The organism is Cupriavidus necator (genome assembly GCF_013141915.1).
Lineage (GTDB): Bacteria > Pseudomonadota > Gammaproteobacteria > Burkholderiales > Burkholderiaceae > Cupriavidus > Cupriavidus necator_B.
Genome location: NZ_SROX01000001.1, coordinates 1,091,554 through 1,108,568, shown reverse-complemented (window position 1 = coordinate 1,108,568; position 17,015 = coordinate 1,091,554). Strand labels below are relative to the sequence as shown.

Genomic DNA, 17,015 nt, shown 5'->3' with positions numbered 1-17,015 from the left:
GACGACATCGGCGGCCGCATGCTGGTGGACCGGAATCTTGGCGCTTGGCGGACCATGCCGCTGTCCTAGAATGAAGCTGACACGCGCCCCGCGGCGTGTGCACCGCGTGGGGGAAAACCATGCCCGTCTATCAATACCGCTGCGAGAAGTGCGGCCATGTGTTCGAAAGATCCGAACATCTCGCAGAACACGCCTCTGCCCATCCACCGTGCCCGAATTGCGGCAGCCAGTCCGTCCAGCACGCGCCGGCCCCGTTCGTGGCGGTGACCCAGCGCAAGAGCTGAGTTTCGAACAATAAGATCCCAGGAAGGTACGGACGCGCCGCCGGCCGGATACCGGGGCGCGTCCTGCTTGATGCGTGGCGCCTGCGGTGCCACGCACGTTCGCGCTGCGCGCAAGCGGCGATCTCAACCTTGACGGAGGATGCCATGGCAACGAGACCGTTCACTGAATTTCCCGCCGACGAGCAGCAGCAGGTCGTGGACGCATGCAGGCATGTCGGGCTGGCGGCGGAGATGTTCGACATTACCGACGAGCGCGACGGCGACGACGCGCGGCGCGTCAGCGTGCGCCGCGTCGGCACCGACAAGACCAGCGTCTATGAGGCCGGCACCGGAACGGCCTGGATGGAAGAGTTCGAGAGCGACCTGGAGTGCGGTCTGTACGGGCCGGTCACGGTCTAGCGGTGCGCCGGCGCGGCTCAGTGCCGTCCGCGCTCGCCGGTGCGCGACACCACCGACGCGCCGGCGATCAGCTCCTTGAGCAGCGCCAGCGAGGCCGCGCCGCCGGTGCGGAAGGGGTCCAGCTCGGCGCGCGCCGAGAACTTCAGCAGGGTGGCGGTATTGAGCCGCGCCGCATTGACCTGCCCCATGGCCCAGCCGGCAAAATCGCGCGAGCAGGTTTCCTCGAAATGCAGCAGGGTCACGTCGTGATGGCGTGGGTCGCGTGCAATCGACTGGAACAGCTGCGACACCTCCAGCCGGTCGCCTTCCAGCGCCTGCAGGAAGATGCCGTTGCCATGGCACAGCAACCCGGTGATGCCGTGGCGCGGATTGCGTTCCAGGCTGGTAACCAGGATGGCATCGAGCAGGGCGGCATCGATGGCCTGGCGGGCACGGCTGGCATAGAGCAGGCGGACAAGCATGGTCTTGGCGCTCCGTGGTGGCGGCCGGCTCAGGCGGCTAGCCGCGGTTATGGTTCAGCAGCGTGAGGAATTCACGGCGCAGGCTGTCGTCCTTCAGGAAGGAGCCGCGCATCACGCTGTTGGTCATCTTGGCGTCGGTGTCGCGCACGCCGCGCCAGTGCATGCAGAAGTGCTCGGCCTCCATCACGATGGCCAGGCCGTCGGGGCTCATCTTTTCCTGCAGCAGGTCGGCCACCTGCGCCACCGCCTCTTCCTGGATCTGCGGGCGGCACATGATCCATTCGGCCAGCCGCGCGTACTTGGACAGCCCGATCAGGTTGGAATGCTGGTTCGGCATGACCCCGATCCAGAGCTTGCCGATGATGGGGCACAGGTGGTGCGAACAGGCGCTGCGCACGCGCAGCGGGCCCACGATCATCAGTTCGTTGAGCTGGCCGATGTTGGGGAATTCCGTCACCGGCGGAGCCTTGGCATAGCGGCCGGCAAAGATTTCCTTCAGGTACATCTTGGCCACGCGGCGCGCGGTTTCCTGCGTGTTGTGGTCGTTGTCGACGTCGATCACCAGCGCCCGCAGCACATCCTGCAGCCGGGCCTGGACTTCGGCCTGCAGTTGCTCCATTTCGCCGGGCTCGATGTAGCGGGCGATATTGTCGTTGGCGTGGAAGCGCTCCTGCGCGGCTTCCAGCCGCGCGCGGATGCGGGCGGAGACGCTGCCGGCGGGATGGCTGGCTGCTGCGCCGGCGTTACTGTCCTGGGTGCGGTGCGCGGCGTCCTTGCTGGTCATGGATGGGCGTGGTGATGGCGTGAATGGCGGCGCAGCGGGAGTGTGCCGGATTCACTATATGGCAGATGCCGGGGCCTCACAACCCGCACTGGCGCTGGAAGCCAGCTTCGCGGTAGGCCGGATACGCCACAACCGACGCGCCTTCCATGAAGAGTTCATGACATCGCTCAAGCCCGCAACGCACGGCGCCGACAAGCCCACATAATGTCTGCACAACGCCAGGCAGCCCGTTGCAGGCTGCCGGCACCCGGCCGCGGCATGCGCGGCCTGACGCTTTGTCGGGGACCCACCTCATCATGCCGATCGCCTTTCCGTGCAGCAGCCTGATGTTGCTCCCTGTGGTGACAGTGCCGGTGCCGGCTACGCCGGTGGAAACCGGCGTGGCGGAACACCACGCCAGCGCCGTGCGCCAGGGCGCGCTCGGATTGCGACGGCCCCTGTCACCGGCGCCGCGCAGCGCCGCGGCCCAGGTTCCCGCCAGCGGCTGAAGGCCGCGTCTAAAGCAGCAGCAGCGCCAGCGCCGGCAGCATTGCCGCCGGCATGACCACCGCGCCCACGCGCAGGAACTGGCCGGCGCTGACCATATGCCCCTCGCGCCGCAGCGCCGTGAGCCACAGCAGCGTGGCGAGCGAGCCGGTGACGGACAGGTTGGGGCCCAGGTCGATGCCGACCAGCACCGCGCCGCTGACCGCGTGCGAGGCCTGCCCGGCCGCCAGCGCCGAGGCCGCGATCAGCCCGGCCGGGAGGTTGTTGGCGACATTGCCCGCCAGCGCCACCACTGCGCCCACGCCCAGCAGTGCCAGCGCGCCGCCATCGCGCGAGGCGGCCGCGACCGCGTCGGCAAGGTGCCCGATCGCCGCGGTCTGCTCCAGCGCCGCCACCAGTACGAACAGGCCCGCCACCATCGGCAGCACACTCCATGAGACCTCGCGCAGCGTCGGCAGCAGCAGTTCGCGCCGGGTGGCGCAAACCAGCAGCAGCGTGGCCACGCCCGCGGCGCAGGTGGGCCAGCCCAGCGCGTTGCCGCGCAGCGAGGCCACCAGCAGCACCAGCCCGGTCAGCACGATGCCCAGTGCGCTGAGCCACGCCTGCCGCGACAGCGGCGGCACCGGCACGTCATCGGCGATGGGCTCGGCCAGCGCCGCGCGCTGGGTCCACCACAGCGCCGCCAGCGTGGCCAGGATCGCGGCCAGCGACGGCAGCGCGAAGCTCGCCAGCCAGCCGGCCAGCGGCGGCATGCGCTCGCCAAAGATCACCAGGTTGGCGGGGTTGGAGATCGGCAGCACGAAGCTGGCGGCGTTGGCGATAAACGCGCAGGCGTACAGGTAGGGCAGCGGCTGGCGCACGCGCGCGGCGCGGGTGGCGGCCAGCACCGCGGGTGTCAGCACCACGGCGGTAGCGTCGTTGGACATGAACGCCGTCACCAGCGTGCCAAAGCCGTACACCAGCAGAAACAGCCGCGGCGCCGAGCCGCGCGCCTGCCGCACCGCAAGCGCGGCTACATGGTCGAACAGGCCGGTTTTGCGCGCCAGTTCCGAGATCAGCATCATGCCGGCCAGGAACAGGTACACGTCGTAGCCGCGCAGCACCGCGGCGAACGCGTCGGGCAGCGCCATCAGGCCGGTGGCACACAGCAGCAGGGCGCCGGCGGCAGCCCAGAAGGCTTCAGGCAGGCGGAACGGGCGGAACAGGACGCCCGCGGTGGTCAGCGCGGCGACCGACCAGATCAGCAGCGGGCTGTGGCTGGACAACATTGGATTCAGCAGGGAAATCGTGGAAGCGGCAGTCTACAGCGGCGCGTCGGCCGGCGCTGCCGGCGTGGCGGCGCCTGGCGCGTTGCTGGTAACGGGGGTTGGCGCGGCCGCGTCCGCAGCCGTCGGGGCTGGGCCGCCCAGGTTGCTGGCGACCGGATCACTCGGTGGCGGGCTGGCTGGCGCAGGCGCGGCCGGCGGCGGGAAGCCGATCGCGGCGATGCCGTGGCTGCCATCGGCATGCTCGGCGTAGATCCAGTCGCCGCCCGCCTGCACCACGCCGGCGGGCGCGTGCGCGTCGGCCACCGGCACGCCGGCCAGGCGGCCCTCCATGTAGGCGGCCCACACTGGCAGCGCGGTGGTCGCGCCGAACTCATGCTCGCCCAGGCTGCGGCTGTCGTCATAGCCCATCCACGCCACCGTGACCACGCCGCCGGCATAGCCGGCGAACCAGCCGTCGACCGAGTCGTTGGTGGTGCCGGTCTTGCCGGCCACGTCGTCGCGGCGCAGGTAGCGGCGCACGCCGGCGCCGGTGCCGGTGTCGACCACGCTGCGCAGCAAGCTGTCCATGACGAAGGCATTGCGCGCGCTGATCACCGACGGTGGCGCGGGACGATCCCCCGCCTCCTGATCGGCGGTGAAAAGCACGTTGCCTTCGCTGTCGGTGATGCGCGCGATCAGGTAGGGCTCGATGCGGTGGCCGCCGTTGGCAAACACGCCGTAGGCCGCGGCCAGGCGCAGCGGCGAGGTGGTGCCACTGCCCAGCGCCAGCGGCAGGTAGCGCGGCAACCGTCGGGGCGAGAAGCCGAAGCGGCTGGCGAATTCCACCGCATAGGGGATGCCGATCGCCTGCAGCGTGCGGATCGCCGGTAGGTTGCGCGATTCGGCCAGTGCCTGGCGCACGGTGATGGGGCCGACGAAGCGGCCGTCGTCGTTGGACGGCTGCCAGCGCGATCCATTGGGCAGCGGCGCGTCGTTGACCAGCGTGCCGGGCGACACGCCGCGCTCCAGCGCCGCGGCATAGATGAAGGGCTTGAAGGTCGAGCCGGGCTGGCGCTGCGCCTGGGTGGCGTGGTTGAAGCGGCTGGCGGCGAAATCGGCGCCGCCGACCATGGCCTCGATTGCGCCGGTGCTGCTGTCGAGCGAGACCAGCGCGGCCTGCGGGCCCTGCGACAGGTCCTTGACGAACTTGCGGTGGCGGCGCGCATAGCCTTCCAGCCCACCGTGCACGGCATCGTAGGCCAGGGTCTGGCGCACCGACGACACCGTGGTATAGACGTTCAGGCCGCGCGTGTAGGCCTCGTCGCCAAAGCGCTCGCGCGCCAGCTGGCGCGCCAGTTCGGCCACATGCTCCGCATGGCCGGCAAAGCTGCCGGGGCTGTCGTCGGTGATGGCCAGGCGCGCGGCGCGGGCCTCGCGGTAATCGTCCTGGCTGATCATGCCCAGCGCCAGCATGCGTCCCAGCACATACTCCTGGCGCCGCTTGGCGCGCGCGAAATTGACCACCGGGTTCATTGCCGAGGGCGCCTTCGGCAGGCCCGCCAGCATCGCGGTCTCGGCCAGCGACAGCGAAGCCAGCGGCTTGCCGAAGTAGGCATGCGCGGCGCTGCCGAAGCCATAGGCATGCTCGCCCAGGTAGACCTGGTTCATGTACAGCTCGAGGATGCGGTCCTTGGATAGCGAGTGGTCGATGCGCCAGGCCAGCAGCATCTCATACCATTTGCGCGCCAGCGTCTTCTCGCGCGACAGGTAGAAGGCGCGCGCCACCTGCATGGTGAGGGTGGAAGCGCCCTGGGCGTAGCCCTGGCCGAGGTTGGCCAGCGCGGCGCGGAACACGCCGGGGATGTCGACCCCCTCGTGCTCGTAGAACTGGTCGTCCTCGGCCGCGAGCAGCGCCTGCACCATGCGCCGCGGCATCTGTTCGAAGGGGATGAACTCGCGGTGCTCGCTGCCGAACTCGCCGATCTGGACGTTGTCGCTGGTGTAGATGCGCAGCGGGACATCGGGCCGGTAGTCGCGCAGCGCATCGACGGGGGGAAGCTGCCGCAGGCTGACCACGGCGGCAAAGCCGGCCAGCAAGGCACCGGCGGCAGCCAGCGCCAGCACGGCGCCGCCTGCCTTGACTGCGAATTTTTTCATGGGCCGCATTTTACCCGCTGCGGCCGGCCGGATCAGCGGCTGGCAGCCAGCGGCAGCGGATTGCCCAGCTCATCATGGTCGACCGGCTGCGGTGCCGCGGCGGCTGGCGCTGCCGGCCGCGCCGCGGGCTGCGCGGGTGCCGGCTCGGGCTGGGCCGCCGCCACGCGCAAGCGCGCCTGGCTGTGCTGGCGGGCGAATTCGCAAAGCGCCAGCCAGGTTTCCTCGCGTTCGATGATGGTGAAGTGATCGGTATCCGGCACGGTCTGCAGCGCCACCGGGCCGGGCCAGGCCGCCATGAGCCGCTCCGAGCAGACGTGGGGCACCACTTCGTCGCTCGCGGCCAGCAGCACCTTGGTGCTTTGCACGACCTTTTTGCAATGCGAGATCGAGTCGAAGTGATGGCGCATCAACTGGCGCAGCGGCACCAGCGGAAAGCGCTTGCGCACCAGTTCGAGCAGCGAGTCGTAAGGCGTGATCAACTGCAGGCTCTCGAAATCCTGCAGGTCGGCCAGCTGGATCGCCACGCCGGTGCCCAGGCTGCGGCCCACCACGTGCACGCGGGTTTCGGGAAACACACGCCGCACGTGCAGCAGGAACTGGCTGGCGTCGGCGACCGCGGCGCCCTCGGACGGGCGGCCGTCGGAATGTCCCAGGCCGCGGTAATCGTAGGTGGCGAAGGCCATGCCGGCAGGCAGCCAGCGCGCGTATTGCAGCGTTTCCAGCACATCTTCGCCGCGGCCCGGCAGGTAGAACAACAGGTCGCGCACGGTATCGCCGGGGGCGTGGTAGATGTAGCCGCGCACCACGCCACCGGGGATCCGGTGCGAATAGCCGATGATGCCGTCGGGCAGGTCGCGCGGCGGACGCCGGCGCGCGTCAAACAGCAGCCGGTCCTGGTTCAGGGTCAGGTAGGTCCAGTAGCAGGCGAAGCCGCTGGCGGTCATCAGCGCGGCTGCCAGCGCGCGGCGGGTGTTCAATGGCATGGCGTTCATCAGTGGCCGCGGCCAGGCGTTGCGCGTGTGCGCAGGCCTTGCCGCCCAGCCGCGCAGCCTACCTTATTTTTGCCGGCGGCGTGGCCGCGGCGCAAGCCGGCCGGCGCAGTTCTTGTACGATATGCCTCATTCAGGCGTGCGCACCCCACCGAGACGACGCGCCTTCAGGGAGCCAACCGGCATGAACGAACAGAAGCATGAGCAGTACCGCGCCGAAGAGGCGCAGGCGATGGAGCGCGTGGTCGCTGCCACGCGGCAGGTGCAGGTCGCCTTCACGGCGCTGCAGGCCCACTATCCGCCGCAGGGCAGCGGCAAGCCGTCGAAGCTGGCGCTGCAGACCTTCGACGCGGCGCTGCAGGCGCTGGAGGATGCCCAGGGCGCGTTCGACGAAATCCTCAACGACCTGCTCGACGAGAAACGCTGAACCGCGGCGCTGAACCGCGGCGCTGAACCGCCCGGCATTACGGTTCCGGCTGTTCCGCCAGCCACGCGGCCTCTGTGTCGCTGAACAGCTCCGAGCGCGTCAGGAACCGCCTGCCGGTGCGTCCCTCCAGCGAAAACATGCCGCCCGCGCCCGGCACCACGTCGATCACCAGCCGCGTGTGGCGCCAGTATTCGAACTGCGCGCGCGTCATGTAGAACGCGGCGCCGCCGATCTCGCCCAGGCAGACATCGCCCGGGCCCACCAGCAACTCGCCGGCGGGATAGCACATCGGCGCGCTGCCGTCGCAGCAGCCGCCGGACTGGTGGAACATCAGTGGGCCGTGCCGCGCGGCCAGTTCGGCGATCAGCGCGAGCGCCGCCGGCGTTGCCACCACGCGCGCGACCGCCGCCGAAGCCCGCGCGGAGTCCGGGCCCGCCATGGTCAGAAGAACCCGAGCGCGTTGGGGCTGTAGCTCACCAGCAGGTTCTTGGTCTGCTGGTAGTGGTCGAGCATCATGCGATGGTTCTCGCGGCCGATGCCGGACTGCTTGTAGCCACCGAACGCGGCGTGGGCGGGATAGGCGTGATAGCAGTTGGTCCACACCCGCCCGGCCTGGATGCCGCGGCCCATGCGGAACGCGCGCGCGCCGTCACGGGTCCAGACCCCGGCGCCAAGGCCGTAGAGCGTGTCGTTGGCGATAGCCAGCGCCTCCTCCTCATCCTTGAAGGTGGTAACCGAGACCACCGGCCCGAAGATCTCTTCCTGGAAGATGCGCATCTTGTTGTGGCCGGCGAAGACGGTCGGCTTGACGTAGTAGCCGCCCGCCAGGTCGCCGTCCAGCACGTTACGCTCGCCGCCGGCAAGGCACTGCGCGCCTTCCTTGCGGCCCAGGTCGATGTACGACAGGATCTTTTCCAGCTGTTCGGCCGACGCCTGCGCGCCGATCATGGTGCCGGTGTCGAGCGGATGGCCCTGGCGGATCGCCGCGACGCGCTTGAGCGCGCGCTCCATGAAGCGGTCGTAGATCGATTCCTGGATCAGCGCGCGCGACGGGCAGGTGCAGACCTCGCCCTGGTTCAGCGCGAACATGGCAAAGCCTTCCAGCGCCTTGTCGAAGTAGGCGTCGTCGGCGGCGAGCACGTCTTCGAAGAAGATGTTGGGCGACTTGCCGCCCAGTTCCAGCGTGACCGGGATCAGGTTCTGCGAGGCGTACTGCATGATCAGCCGGCCGGTGGTGGTCTCGCCGGTGAATGCCACCTTGCTGATGCGCGGGCTCGATGCCAGCGGCTTGCCGGCCTCCAGCCCGAAGCCGTTGATCACGTTGACCACGCCCGGCGGCAGCAGGTCGCCGATCACTTCCATCAGCACCAGGATCGAAGCGGGGGTCTGCTCGGCGGGCTTCAGTACCACGCAATTGCCGGCGGCCAGCGCCGGCGCCAGCTTCCAGGTCGCCATCAGCAGCGGGAAGTTCCACGGGATGATCTGGCCGACCACGCCCAGCGGCTCATGGAAGTGGTAGGCGATGGTGTCGCCGTCGATCTCGGAGATGCCGCCTTCCTGCGCGCGGATGCAGCCCGCGAAGTAGCGGAAATGGTCCACCGCCAGCGGCAGGTCGGCGGCGCTGGTCTCGCGCACCGGCTTGCCGTTGTCGATGCTCTCGGCCACCGCCAGCAGCTTCAGGTTGGCCTCGATGCGGTCGGCAATGCGGTTCAGGATGTTGGCGCGCTCGGTGGTGGAAGTGCCCGCCCACGCGGCCTTGGCGGCGTGCGCGGCATCCAGCGCGGCGTCGACGTCCTGCTGGCCGGAGCGCGGCACGCGCGTGAACGGCTTGCCGGTGATCGGCGTGATCGACTCGAAGTACTCGCCGCCGGCGGGCGGCACCCACTGGCCGCCGATGTAGTTGTCGTACTGCTGCTTGTAGGGGTTGCTGACGCCCAGCTGGGCAATTTCCGCCATGTTCATGTCTCGCTCCGTTCGAGGGATCTGTGTGGTGTCGTCACGGCCCGGGCCGTGCGCACGGGAGCAGATCGCAAGAGGTGTGCCGGGGGGAGCGGGGGGCGGAAAAGCGGGATGAAGCGAGCATCGGCCGGGAAATCGGGCCGCAGGTGTGCCAGTGCGTGACAGTGGTTGTTCCATATTGGAACACTCGCTGTACTGCCGCCGCGATGCGATAGCGCATGCCATGGCCGCCCTCTCTCGCTAAGCGAGAGGGGCGGGATGGTTTGCGCGGCTGGCAGTACGCCTAATGCCCCCGCCCTGCCGCGCGCAGCGCCTTCACATCGCCTGGCTTTACATCGGCCGGCTGCCCGCCCCACGTAGCCCGCAGGTAATTGGCCAGTTGCGCGAGCTCCTCATCGCTCATGCGCGCGGCAAAGCCCGGCATGTCCTGCATCGCTTCCACGCCGGGAAAGCGCTGCGCCTCGATGCCATCGAGCATCGACACGATCAGGTTGCGTGCATCGGCGTTGCGCACCGTCGAATTGCCGGCCATCGACACCGCCACGTGCGGCTTGCCTTCGCCCTCGCGGCCATGGCAGCCGGCGCAGACCGCCACGTAATGGCGGCGCCCCGGGGCGAGCTGCGCGGCATCGGCGTGCACCGTCTTCACGGGTTGCGGCGCGGGCGGCTGGTCACCCAGCAGGTAGGTGCTCATCGCGGCCAGGTCGCCCGGGTTCAGGTACTGGCTGCTCAGATGCACCACCGGGTACATCTCGCCAAAGGCCGAGCCTTGCGGCGCGATGCCGGTGGCGAAGAACTGCTGCAGGTCGCTGGCGGTCCAGCCGCGCGCGGCCAGTCCGGCGGGCGTGATGTCGGGCGCGCCGACGCGCGCCAGCGCGGCCCCGGCCAGCGGCTTCGACAGGTCCAGGCGGCCGAAGGCCGCGCGCGGCGTGTGGCACTCGGCGCAATGGCCGAGCGCGTTGGACAGGTAGCGGCCGCGCTGCCATGACGCCGAATTGCCGGTGGAGGCGTCGGGCAGCTTGTCCTCGAGGAACAGCAGGTTCCAGCCCGCCAGCGCGAAACGCAGGTTGTAAGGGAACTGCAGGTCGTGCGGACGGTTGGCCACCGCGGCCGGCTTCACCTGCATCAGGTAGGCGTACATAGCATCGGCATCCGCGCGCGACAGGCCGCGGTACGAGGTGTATGGCATCGCCGGATAGAGCTGCTTGCCCGGCGCCTTGCCGTCATGCAGCGCCTGGTAGAAGTCGTCGGCGCTCCAGTTGCCGATGCCGTGGGTCTTGTCCGGCGTGATGTTGGTGCCGTAGAACTTGCCGAACGGCGAGGCCAGCTCGACGCCGCCGGCGAACGGCGCGCCTTGCGGCGCGGTATGGCACGCGGCGCAGTCCGCGGCGCGCACCAGATAGCGGCCGCGCGCGATCTGCTCGGTGGCGGAGAGTTGCGCCTTGGGCGCGTGGTCGGTGGCGGGAGGAATCGCTTCGGTGCGGCTGCCGCAACCGGCCATGATCGCGGCCGCGGCAATCGCTGCCAGCGCGGCGCGCGTTGCCATCATCAGGGGCGTGCGCTGCATCACTTGTCGCTCCCGCTGTCCCGGATCAGGCCAGGCGTGCTGGTGATCACGTCCTTCACCGCCTCGTAGTAGCGCACGTAGCCGGTGCAGCGGCAGATATGGCCGTCCAGGGCCTCGGTGATGGTGGCCTCGACCTGTTCTTTCGGCACCGGGTTGCGCTGGAGCTTTTCCACCAGGATGGTGGCGCCGTTGACGAAGCCCGGCGTGCAGTAGCCGCACTGGAAGCTGAAATGCTCCAGGAACTTCTGCTGCACCGGCGTCAGCTCGACCACCTCGCCTTGCGCGTTGCGCCTGCCGTGGCCTTCCACGGTGCGGACCTTGCGGCCCTGGAACCAGTGCGCGCCGGTGATGCAGCTGCGCACTTCCTCGCTGGTGCCGTCGGGCTTGTCGTGGATCACCACGCAGGCGTGGCAGATGCCCTGGCCGCAGCCCAGGCGCGAGCCGGTCAGGTCCAGGTACTCGTGCAGGAAATCGATCATCATCAGGCCTTCGGGCACGTCGACCGGGCCGACGTCCTTGCCATTGATGTTGAGCGTGATGGGTTGGGTGGCAATGCTCATGCCAGTACCTCCTGGATCTTGGCCGCCGTCACCGGCAGGTCGGTAAAGCGGTGGCCGATGGCATGCGCAATGCCGTTGACGATGGCGCCCACCACCGGGATCATCACCACCTCGGCGACGCCCTTGGGCGGGTCGGTTTCCGAGACCGGCGGCAGCACCGTGCCGGTCTGGGTCCACACCGCCACGTCGCTGGCGCGCGGCAGGTGGTAGCGGTTGAAGTTCCAGGTGCCGTTGCCGGGACCGTCCTCGTAGAGCGGCAGGTATTCATGCAGCGCGTGGCCGATGCCCATGGCAATGCCGCCCTGCAGCTGGCCGGACACCAGCTGCGGCGACAGCTGCGTGCCGCACTCCATGATCGAGTGGTGCGACAGGATGTCCACCTTGCCACTGGCCTCGTGCACCGACAGCTCGACGAAGGTGCCCACCGCGCTGTAGTAGGTCACCGCGGCGTTGTTGCGCTGTGTCGGGGCGATATAGACCTTGCTGCGATCCAGCACATGCCAGCCGCCCGGGGTGCGCATGCGCGCCTTGCGCGCGGCATCGGCACCGTCGCCGTAGCGCACCGAGAGGCCGTCCACCGGCAGGCGCGCGGCCTGCCCGTTGATGTCGAAATCGGCTTCACTCCACTGCCAGCGGTTGAACACGTGCACGGTGGCGCCGGTCACCAGGCCCAGCTCGTGCGCCTTGGCGGCGACCTGTTCGAACGGCAGCGCCTGCAGCCCGCCGGCGCTCAGCTTGCCGTCGACCCAGCGCGCGTCTTCCACGCGGACCACCAGCGAGGCCGCCTGGCCGCCGCCGATGCCCTGGCGCCAGATCGCCAGCGCCGCCGGCCACAGGCCGTGCATGAAGATGACGCGCGCGGCCTCGCGCGTGCTGTGCGTGAAGTAGTAGGCCGAGTTGGTGGCGCTGGCCGGCGACGCATAGGTCGGCGACCAGCGCGGGTTGGCCGACAGCTTGTCCTGCTCGGCCTGGCTCATCAGGTAGGGATCGCCCGAGGTGGTCACCGGCAGGTCGGCCCAGTCGGTGACGGAGGTGCGCACCTCGCCCGCCGGCTTGCCCAGCCAGCGCGCCACCGCGGCGGCCTGCGAGGTCGACATGCCGGTGCCGATCTCGGCGCCGGAGTGATGCAGCACGATGCTGCCGTCGGCCTTCAGCTCGACCTTGGCGAACGACGCTTCCGCGCCGGTGCCGAAGTCCTTCTGCACGCAGGCAAAGCCCACCCCATAGCGGCGGCCAGGGTTGGCGGACTCATATTCCGTCTTCTTGGTGGCGCGTTGCGTCCACAGCGGATAGGCCCGGGCCGCTTCGAGCACCTCGTCGACGCGGATCGCGCCGGCGGGAATCGCGCCTTGCGTATTCTTCATGCCCGAGCGCAGCGCGTTCTTCAGCCGGAACTCGATCGGGTCCAGCTTCAGCTGCTCGGCGAACTCGTCGACCATCATCTCGGTCGCGGCCATGCTCTGCAGCGTGCCGTAGCCGCGCGCCGAGCCTGCGTCGACGGCGCGCGAGGCGAGCGCCACGGCGGTCAGGTCGTTCTTCGGGAAGTAGTAGATCGATTGCGCCGCGGTGGCGCCGACCATCGCCACCGACGGCGAGAAGTTGGCGCGCCCGCCGCCGTTGGCCTCCAGGTCGCCCTGGAAGGCCTGGAACAGGCCGGTCTTCTTGTCGACCGCGATGCGGTAGCGCATCCTGAAGGCATGCCGCTTGATCGAAGTCTGGAACTGCTCGAAGCGGTCGTTGGCCAGCCGCACCGGCTTGCCGTCGGCGTAAAGCGCCGTGACCAGGCCGTAGAACGGGAAGTTGTAGTGGTCCTTGGAGCCGTAGCCGACCGTATAGCAGGGGTGCAGGAACACCTGCTTCACCGGGAACGCGCCCTTGGCCTTCGCCAGCATCTCGGCCGCGCTCTCGCCGACTTCGATCGGCGATTGCGTCGGCACCACCAGGTGCAGCGCCTGCGTGGACGGGTCGTACCAGCAGTTGGCGTTGTCGGGTTCCAGCGCGGCGGTGTCGACCGACTGCGACTGGTACTCGCGCTCCAGCACCAGCCAGTCATCGGACGGGCTGGCCAGTTGCGCGCGGATCTGGCCGGCGTGGTACATGCCCTGCTGGCCGAGCTGGCCGTGGTCCTTGCCGTCCGGCCATACCGGCTGGTGCTTGCGCATCATGCTGGGGAACACCGGCGCGTCTTTCAGGCTGGAAAACACGTCGTCCGCGTAGGGCGTGGCGCCGCCCACGCGCACGAATCGGAAGGTGCCCCACGGGTCGCGTTCCAGCGGGCCGGTTGGCTCGCCGTAGCGGATCACATCGTCGCGGAACTTGAGCTTGTCCTTGGCAAAGCGGAAGCGCGCGAAGTCGTGGTAGATCAGGATCGCCACCGCATGGCCGAGGTAGGCGGGCGTCTTGCCGGCGGGCAGCAGCATGTCGTCGCCGTAGAAGGCGGGGAAGGCGACGGCGTCGCGTGCCAGGTCGGCGGCGGTGACGACACGGTCTGGCCTGAGTTCGTCGCCCAGCACGCCGAGGTCGAAGCCTTCATAGCGGCGGTCGGCCCGGGTTGCGCGCAAGATGAAGGCGTGCGACTGCTGCTGGGGCCAGTGCGGCATGTCGCGCGAGCGGATATCGCGCGCGAACACCTTGGCGCCCGTGACCTTGGCGATGCCGTCGATACGGAATCTGGGGGCGCCGGCCTTGGCGTCCCACTGCACGGGGGTCAGGATCTTGTCTTCGAACAAGGCCGCGAAAGCCTTGCCGCCGAGGGGCGCGATATAGACCGACACCCCGGCCACGACGCTGGCTTTGATAAAGGTGCGTCGTGAAGGGTTGAAGCTGGGCATGGGTTTCCTTGGGGATTGCGCAAGATTGCGCGGCAAGGGCAGCCATCCGCGGGCCAGCCTGGGTGAGCTGGCGCGGATACGGTTCAGGTGTTCAGGGAGCGCGGCCGCGATGGTGCGGCCGCTGCAGGGCATGGCGTGCCGCCAGTCACTACGGCTGCGGCGCGGGTGAATCGGGGCGGGGCATGGTTGTCATGGTCCTGGCGCTGAACGGCTGCGCTGACCCCCGCGATTGTCGCCGTGGCCTAGGGTTTACCTCAAGGCGGGGCCTTGAATAATGGTTATCAGCCGGCGCGAATGTCTACCGCCCGGCCGCGGGTTCAGGCCTTCGGCCGCGCCGATGCCGGATCGTAGGGCGCGCGCAGGTGCACGCGCGCGGGCAGCAGGGCGCCGGCCAGGTCGACGTGATAGGTGCCGGCTTCCAGCCACGCCGCATCGGCCGGCCCGTCCTCGCGAGCCAGCAAGGCCATGCCGACGGGGCAGCCCAGGGTATGGCCGAACGCGGCGGAACTGAGCGATCCCACTGCGCGCGTGCTGCCATCGGGGCCGGTGCGCAGCACGGCTTCGCCGCCCCACAGCATGGCATCGCTGGCGCCGTCCACCGTTACCACCACCATGCGCCGCGCGGGCGCGCCCGCCTGGCGCAGCCGCAGCAGCGCCTCGCGGCCGCGGAAATCGATGCCGCTGGCCAGCTTGCAGGCGAACGACAGTCCCGCCTCGAACGGGTTGACCGATGGCGACAGCTCGCGGCCCCAGGCGCGGTAGCCTTTTTCCAGCCGCAGCGACTCGATCGCGTAGTAGCCGGCGTTGACCACCCCGAGCGTGCGGCCCGCCTCGTGCAGCGTCTCGTACACGCCCACCGCGAATTCCACCGGCACGTACAGCTCCCAGCCCAGCTCGCCCACATAGGTCAGCCGCGTCGCGCGCACGGTGGCATAGCCGAGGTCGATCTCGCGCGAGCTGCCGAAGGGAAAACCGTCATTGGAGAAATCCGCGCGCGACACCCGCTGCAGCAGTTCGCGCGAGCGCGGCCCCATCACCGCCAGCACTGCGTACTGGCCGGTGACATCGACGATCACGCAGCGCTGGTCGCCTGGGATCAGCCGCTCGATATAGCTGAAGTCGCGCGTGGCCTGCGCCGAGCCGGTCACCACCAGGTACTGGTCGTGCGCCAGCCGGGTCACGGTCAGGTCGGACTCATAGGTGCCGCGCTCGTTGAGCATGGCGGTGTAGACGGTTTGCCCCGGCGGCACCGCCACGTCATTGCTCATCACGTACTGCAGCACCGCCTCGGCATCGGCGCCCTTGACCAGGTACTTGGAGAACGAGCTCATGTCGAACAGCGCCACGCCTTCGCGGCAGGCGCGGTGTTCGGCGCCGCTCCATGGCAGCCAGTTCTGCTGGCCGAAGGCGTATTCGATCTGCGGCGCGATCTGCGGCGACGGGCCCGGCGGCGCGAAGAAGTTGGGTCGCTCCCAGCCCATCTTGCTGCCGAAACTGGCGCCGGCATCGCGCAGGTGCGCATACAGCGGCGAGCGGCGGAATGGCCGCGCGGTTTCCAGTTCGCGATTCGGCCATGGCATCGCGTAATGCAGCCCGAGGGTTTCCTTGATGCGGTCGTGCAGCCAGCGCTGGTTGCCGTTGAAGCCGGCGAAGCGGCGGATATCGACCGGCCACAGGTCCATGGTCGGCTCGCCCGCAACGATCCATTCGGCCAGCGCCATGCCGGCGCCGCCGGCTGAGGCGATGCCCATCGAGTTGAAGCCCGCGCCGACGTAGAAATTGCGCAGCTCGGGCGCTTCGCCAAGGATGAAGTTGTTGTCCGGCGTGAAGGATTCCGGCCCGTTGTAGAACTGCTTTACCTGCGCGGTTTCCAGCGCCGGCACGCGCACCAGCGCGTTTTCCATCAGGATCTGGAACTGGTCCCAGTCATCGGGCAGCAGCTGGAACTCGAACGGTTCGGGAATGCCCTGCATGCCCCACGGTTTGGCGTCCGGCTCGAAACCGCCCATCACCAGCCCGCCCACTTCCTCCTTGAAGTAGATAAAGCCATCTGGGTCGCGCATCACCGGCAGGTCAGGGTGCACGCCGGCAATGCGCTCGGTGACGATGTAGTAGTGCTCGGCTGAGTGCAGCGGCACGGTCACGCCGCACATCTGCCCCACCTGGCGCGCCCACTGCCCCGCGCAATTGACCACGATCTCCGCTTCGATGCGGCCTTCGTCGCCGGCCTTGTTGCGCCAGCTGACGCCGGTGGCGCGGCCATCGCGGGTATGGACCGCGGTAATCTTCGTGTCTTGCGCAATGCGGGCGCCGCGGCTGCGCGCGCCACGTGCCAGCGCCTGCGTCAGGTCGGTCGGGTTGGCCTTGCCGTCGCCCGGCAGCCACACCGCGCCCAGCAGGTCGTCGGTGCGCATCGCCGGCCACAGCTCGCCGGCCTGGGCGGGCGAAATCACCTCGCATTCCACCCCATAGGCGCGCGCCACCGCCGCGGTGCGGCGCAGTTGCGTCATGCGCTCCGCGGTGCGCGCCACCGACAGCGAACCGCATTGCTTCCAGCCGGTGCCCAAGCCCGTTTCCGCTTCCAGTTCGCTGTACAGCTGCGTGGAGTAGCGGATCAGCCGGGTCATGCTTTCCTGCGAGCGTAGCTGACCGACCAGGCCGGCGGCGTGCCAGGTGGTGCCGCACGACAGTTGCCCTTGTTCCAGCAGCACGACATCGGTCCAGCCCAGCTTGGTCAGGTGGTAGGCCACGCTGCAACCGATGATGCCGCCGCCGATGATGACGATGCGGGTTTGGGAGGGAATGGCAGGGGACATGGTGGTCAACGCGCAGGGCGAAAGCGGTGGGAGATGCGTGCCATGGTA

The 17,015-nt window shown here is 69.0% G+C and carries 15 protein-coding genes; 4 read left to right on the top strand and 11 right to left on the bottom strand.

The features are described from left to right. Positions 1-119: 119 nt before the first annotated feature. Positions 120-284, top strand: coding sequence for an FmdB family zinc ribbon protein (locus tag E5S69_RS04935; protein WP_171513866.1), 165 nt, complete (start codon positions 120-122; stop codon positions 282-284). 144 nt (positions 285-428) lie between these two features. Beyond that, positions 429-683 carry a hypothetical protein gene (locus E5S69_RS04930; RefSeq protein ID WP_171513865.1) on the top strand — a complete coding sequence of 85 codons (255 nt, stop codon included), beginning with the start codon at positions 429-431 and terminating at the stop codon, positions 681-683. A 17-nt stretch (positions 684-700) separates the two neighbouring features. Here E5S69_RS04930 and E5S69_RS04925 read toward each other — a convergent pair whose 3' ends face one another. Together E5S69_RS04925 and folE are read right to left on the bottom strand one after the other, a co-directional pair. Then, on the bottom strand, positions 701-1,144 hold the full coding sequence (locus E5S69_RS04925; protein ID WP_171513864.1) for a BLUF domain-containing protein: 444 nt from the start codon (positions 1,142-1,144) through the stop codon (positions 701-703). Between the two features lie 37 nt (positions 1,145-1,181). After that, positions 1,182-1,928 (bottom strand): GTP cyclohydrolase I, encoded by a 747-nt coding sequence (gene folE, locus E5S69_RS04920; protein ID WP_171513863.1) that lies wholly within the window; start codon positions 1,926-1,928, stop codon positions 1,182-1,184. A gap of 326 nt (positions 1,929-2,254) precedes the next feature. Here folE and E5S69_RS04915 point away from each other — a divergent pair, with 326 nt between their 5' ends. After that, positions 2,255-2,416: an arsenite efflux pump ArsB gene (locus E5S69_RS04915; protein WP_236901200.1), complete on the top strand. Its 162-nt coding sequence runs from the start codon at positions 2,255-2,257 to the stop codon at positions 2,414-2,416. A gap of 9 nt (positions 2,417-2,425) precedes the next feature. On the opposite strand, the gene E5S69_RS04910 is transcribed toward E5S69_RS04915, so the two are convergent. Genes E5S69_RS04910 through E5S69_RS04900 form a run of 3 tightly spaced genes read right to left on the bottom strand, consistent with a single transcriptional unit; the run spans position 2,426 to position 6,801 of the window. Then, positions 2,426-3,679, bottom strand: a complete 1,254-nt coding sequence (locus tag E5S69_RS04910) for an arsenic transporter (protein ID WP_171513934.1) — start codon at positions 3,677-3,679, stop codon at positions 2,426-2,428. Between the two features lie 36 nt (positions 3,680-3,715). Further along, complete coding sequence (locus E5S69_RS04905) at positions 3,716-5,818, bottom strand: penicillin-binding protein 1A (RefSeq protein ID WP_171513861.1); 2,103 nt, start codon at positions 5,816-5,818, stop codon at positions 3,716-3,718. Positions 5,819-5,850: 32 nt separating this feature from the next. Then, positions 5,851-6,801 (bottom strand): alpha/beta hydrolase, encoded by a 951-nt coding sequence (locus E5S69_RS04900; protein WP_171513860.1) that lies wholly within the window; start codon positions 6,799-6,801, stop codon positions 5,851-5,853. Positions 6,802-6,991: 190 nt separating this feature from the next. On the opposite strand from E5S69_RS04900, the gene E5S69_RS04895 reads away from it, so the two are divergent. Next, positions 6,992-7,234: a hypothetical protein gene (locus tag E5S69_RS04895; RefSeq protein ID WP_171513859.1), complete on the top strand. Its 243-nt coding sequence runs from the start codon at positions 6,992-6,994 to the stop codon at positions 7,232-7,234. A gap of 37 nt (positions 7,235-7,271) precedes the next feature. Here E5S69_RS04895 and E5S69_RS04890 read toward each other — a convergent pair whose 3' ends face one another. From E5S69_RS04890 to E5S69_RS04865, 6 genes are all read right to left on the bottom strand, one after another. After that, positions 7,272-7,673, bottom strand: a complete 402-nt coding sequence (locus E5S69_RS04890; protein ID WP_171513858.1) for a DUF779 domain-containing protein — start codon at positions 7,671-7,673, stop codon at positions 7,272-7,274. A gap of 2 nt (positions 7,674-7,675) precedes the next feature. Then, positions 7,676-9,196, bottom strand: coding sequence for an aldehyde dehydrogenase (adh, locus tag E5S69_RS04885; RefSeq protein ID WP_171513857.1), 1,521 nt, complete (start codon positions 9,194-9,196; stop codon positions 7,676-7,678). Positions 9,197-9,476: 280 nt separating this feature from the next. After that, on the bottom strand, positions 9,477-10,760 hold the full coding sequence (locus E5S69_RS04880) for a cytochrome c (protein ID WP_171513856.1): 1,284 nt from the start codon (positions 10,758-10,760) through the stop codon (positions 9,477-9,479). After that, positions 10,760-11,320 carry a (2Fe-2S)-binding protein gene (locus E5S69_RS04875; protein WP_171513855.1) on the bottom strand — a complete coding sequence of 187 codons (561 nt, stop codon included), beginning with the start codon at positions 11,318-11,320 and terminating at the stop codon, positions 10,760-10,762. The genes E5S69_RS04880 and E5S69_RS04875 overlap by 1 nt, the downstream gene beginning before the upstream one ends. Then, positions 11,317-14,151, bottom strand: a complete 2,835-nt coding sequence (locus E5S69_RS04870; RefSeq protein ID WP_171513854.1) for a xanthine dehydrogenase family protein molybdopterin-binding subunit — start codon at positions 14,149-14,151, stop codon at positions 11,317-11,319. Before E5S69_RS04870 ends, E5S69_RS04875 begins: the two co-directional genes overlap by 4 nt. Before the next feature lie 317 nt (positions 14,152-14,468). Beyond that, positions 14,469-16,967 carry a GcvT family protein gene (locus E5S69_RS04865; protein WP_171513853.1) on the bottom strand — a complete coding sequence of 833 codons (2,499 nt, stop codon included), beginning with the start codon at positions 16,965-16,967 and terminating at the stop codon, positions 14,469-14,471. Positions 16,968-17,015: the final 48 nt, after the last annotated feature.